Origin of the sequence: Curtobacterium flaccumfaciens, from assembly GCF_051548005.1 — a bacterium.
Lineage (GTDB): Bacteria > Actinomycetota > Actinomycetes > Actinomycetales > Microbacteriaceae > Curtobacterium.
In genome coordinates this window covers 1-1,558 of record NZ_JBPUGH010000259.1, presented here as the reverse complement: position 1 = coordinate 1,558, position 1,558 = coordinate 1, and the positions used below count along the sequence as shown (strand labels likewise).

At 66.2% G+C, this 1,558-nt stretch carries 2 protein-coding genes; one reads left to right on the top strand and one right to left on the bottom strand.

What is annotated here, in order from left to right; translation table 11 throughout:
• Nucleotides 1-55 precede the first annotated feature (55 nt).
• Complete coding sequence (locus ACSW7Y_RS17150; protein WP_438127430.1) at nt 56-1,210, top strand: IS30 family transposase; 1,155 nt, start codon at nt 56-58, stop codon at nt 1,208-1,210.
• 28 nt (nt 1,211-1,238) lie between these two features.
• Here the strand turns inward: ACSW7Y_RS17150 and ACSW7Y_RS17145 are convergent.
• A partial coding sequence (locus ACSW7Y_RS17145; RefSeq protein WP_438127429.1) for a hypothetical protein occupies nt 1,239-1,558 on the bottom strand: 320 nt, incomplete at its 5' end.

Genomic DNA, 1,558 nt, shown 5'->3' with positions numbered 1-1,558 from the left:
CGATCCTTGGTTTCAGCCGGTCGTTGCAACACCACCGTGAATCGGAGTGCTGCAGATGGGATCGAGGCTGGAACACCGTGCTCGAGAGGCGCGGTTCTGGGAGCTATTGAGACAGGGCCTCGGGCGGACGGCGGCCTGTGATGCTGTCGGCGTGGACCGACGTCAGGGATACCGATGGGTCAAAGCAGCCGGCGGACGGAACCCGGTCGCTCACAAGCCCCGCTCGGACCGGTATCTGAGCCAGGAAGAGCGGCTCCAGATCGCGGACCTGCGCCTCGGGGGTGAGGGCGTGCGTGCGATCGCGAAAGCCCTCGGTAGGGCGCCATCGACGATCAGCCGTGAGTTGACGAGGAACTCCGCGCCCGGTCGAACCTACCGGCCGTACTCCGCCGAGAAGCAGTGCCGGGCTCGTGCGCGGCGCCCGAAACCGCGGAAGCTGGATCGGGTCGAGCTTGCCCTGCAGGTCGAGCTGCGGTTGGTGCGGAACTGGTCCCCGGAGCAGATCCGTGATGACCTGGCCCGGACGTTCCCCGACCGGCCGGAGATGCACGTGTCGCACGAGACGATCTACCAGTCCCTGTTCGTCCAGGGCCGCGGGCACCTGCGCGCTGACCTGCACAAACACCTCCGCACCGGTCGCGCGATTCGCCGGCACCGAGGTGAGCCGCGGCGGGCGTCGTGGTCGAAGATCCGCGACATGATCCTGATCAGCGAACGCCCTGCCGAAGCCGACGATCGTGCCGTCCCCGGGCACTGGGAAGGGGACCTGATCGTCGGGATCAACGCCCGCAGCGCGATCGGCACCCTCGTTGAACGCACCACCCGGTACGTGATGCTCCTGCACCTGCCCAACGGGCACAGTGCCGACGCGGTCCGTGACGTGATGATCCCCATGATCCAGACGCTCCCCGAGCATCTGCGTCGGTCGTTGACCTGGGATCAGGGCACGGAGCTTGCCCGCCACAAAGACATCACCCTCGCCACCGACCTCGCGATCTACTTCTGCGACCCCCACAAGCCGTGGCAGCGCGGCTCGAACGAGAACACCAACGGCCTGCTCCGGCAGTACTTCCCGAAGTCCACCGACCTCAGCGTCCACAGCCCGGAACGGCTCCTCGAAGTCGCCGACGAACTCAATAAGCGCCCACGCAAGACCTTGAACGGTCAGAGCCCAGCTGCAGCCTTCGCGCGTCTCCTGGCCGAGTCGTGACAGCTCGGAGCTTCGGGCTGGCCGAGCGCTAACGGAACAAACTCGCCGCACACCAACCAGCTATAGCGGCGAGCTCCAAGACAAGGAGGACGGTCACCGCGGGTGGTCTGACCGCCAGACCGCGACGATGCTCCTGGACGCTCACGAGTATGACCGCGCCGATAAGAATGGTCAGAACGACTGCCCACACGGCCCACCATGCTCCGCTGCGACTCATGGCGATGAGAAGCCAACCGCCCTGCGCCGGGAGAAACAACACTCCCTGAGCGGCGTTGATCAGTCCGCGACGACGCCGGTAGACGTCGCGCGGATCACCCGGGTAGATCGTCATAACGCCAAGCATGCCCC

Bases quoted from the DNA above. Each gene is read 5' to 3' on its own strand.
- ACSW7Y_RS17150 (WP_438127430.1), top strand. From the start codon at position 56: ATGGGATCGAGGCTGGAACACCGTGCTCGAGAGGCGCGGTTCTGGGAG.